The sequence below is a fragment of the Methylocaldum sp. RMAD-M genome (genome assembly GCF_017832375.1).
Classification (GTDB): domain Bacteria; phylum Pseudomonadota; class Gammaproteobacteria; order Methylococcales; family Methylococcaceae; genus Methylocaldum.
In genome coordinates this window covers 1-1,175 of the sequence record NZ_JAFIBZ010000072.1, presented here as the reverse complement: position 1 = coordinate 1,175, position 1,175 = coordinate 1, and the positions used below count along the sequence as shown (strand labels likewise).

Annotated in this window: 1 protein-coding gene; it reads right to left on the bottom strand. The window is 59.7% G+C overall.

What is annotated here, in order from left to right; genetic code table 11:
- Positions 1–12: 12 nt before the first annotated feature.
- Positions 13–1,127 (bottom strand): IS630 family transposase gene (locus tag JOD69_RS24480; RefSeq protein ID WP_210024375.1). Its coding sequence is split into 2 segments (ribosomal slippage): positions 13–713 and positions 713–1,127, totalling 1,116 coding nucleotides; the frame shifts between segments, so codons are not numbered across the junction.
- Between the last annotated feature and the right edge of the window lie 48 nt (positions 1,128–1,175).

Here is a 1,175-nt window from a genome sequence, read left to right as displayed (position 1 = left end):
CCTAGTAGTTCATCACGATGAATGAGATGGATAAAGCCGCTTGAGTTTTTCACGGGCATCGGTCACGGAGAAGCGCCAGTCGATGGTGGCTTGCGTGGCGTTCCGATCCGCTTCCCAGGCGGCGATTTCGCGCTTGAGCGTGTCCTCGTCCGGAATGCGCCGATCCAGGCATTGCCGCTGCAATACGCTCAACTCGATTTCGGCCATATTGAGCCAACTCCCCTGTTTGGGGGTGTAATGAAACTCCAGCTTGGTCAGAATCCGCCGCGCCTCGGCTGGGGGAAAAGTGTCATAAAGCGAGGCCGGCTTGTGTGTATTGAGATTGTCCAGGACCACACGGATCTTCTCGGCCTCCGGATAACGCTCCTCCACCAGCCATCTCATCTGTTGCGCAAACTCCAGCATCGTCCGCTGGTGGGTGACCTCCAGATGGCGCCAGCCGGTCTGCGGTTCGAGAAAGAGGAACAGATTGCGGGTACCCCGGCGTTCATACTCATAGTCATAACGCTCAGGCTGCCCCGGCTCAGCCGGCCAGGGCCGACGCGTCTCCTGGATGAGTTGTTTGTTCGTTTCATCGAAGTTGACCTTGGGCCGCTTGGGATCATAGGGTTCGGCGTAAAGGTCCAGGACATCCTCCATCGAAGCGACATACTCGGCGCTGACCTCCGGGATACACCACGGCCGTTTCAACCAAGGCTTGAGTTCGTTTTTTTCAGCAGCCGACGGACCGACTCATAGGAATAGGACTCGGCCAATCCGAGGGCAACAACCCGGTCGGCCAAGAGTTGCAGCGTCCAGTGTTGACGCCCTTCCGGCGCCGCGCTGCACGCTTCTGCGATCAACCGGGCTTGGGCTTTTTCATCCAGCTTGGGCCTTTGGCCCGGGCGCGGACGTTCCCGGAGCGCCTCAAGGCCGCACTCGACAAAGCGTCGGCGCGTGCGTTCGACCGTCGCCCGCCCAACCGTCAGCGCTTCGGCGATCCGCTCGTCGGGCCAGCCCTCGGCGGCTTTGAGTAAAATCCGCGCGCGGGTCAGTTGACGCGTCGCCGTCGTGCCTCCGCGCAGTAACTGTTCCAAGTGCTCATGTTCGGCGTCACTGAGCCTGACCAGATAGATCTTTTGGGGCATCGCTGATCTCCTTCACAGGAATGAAAGGATCAGACTCGGATCGCACTA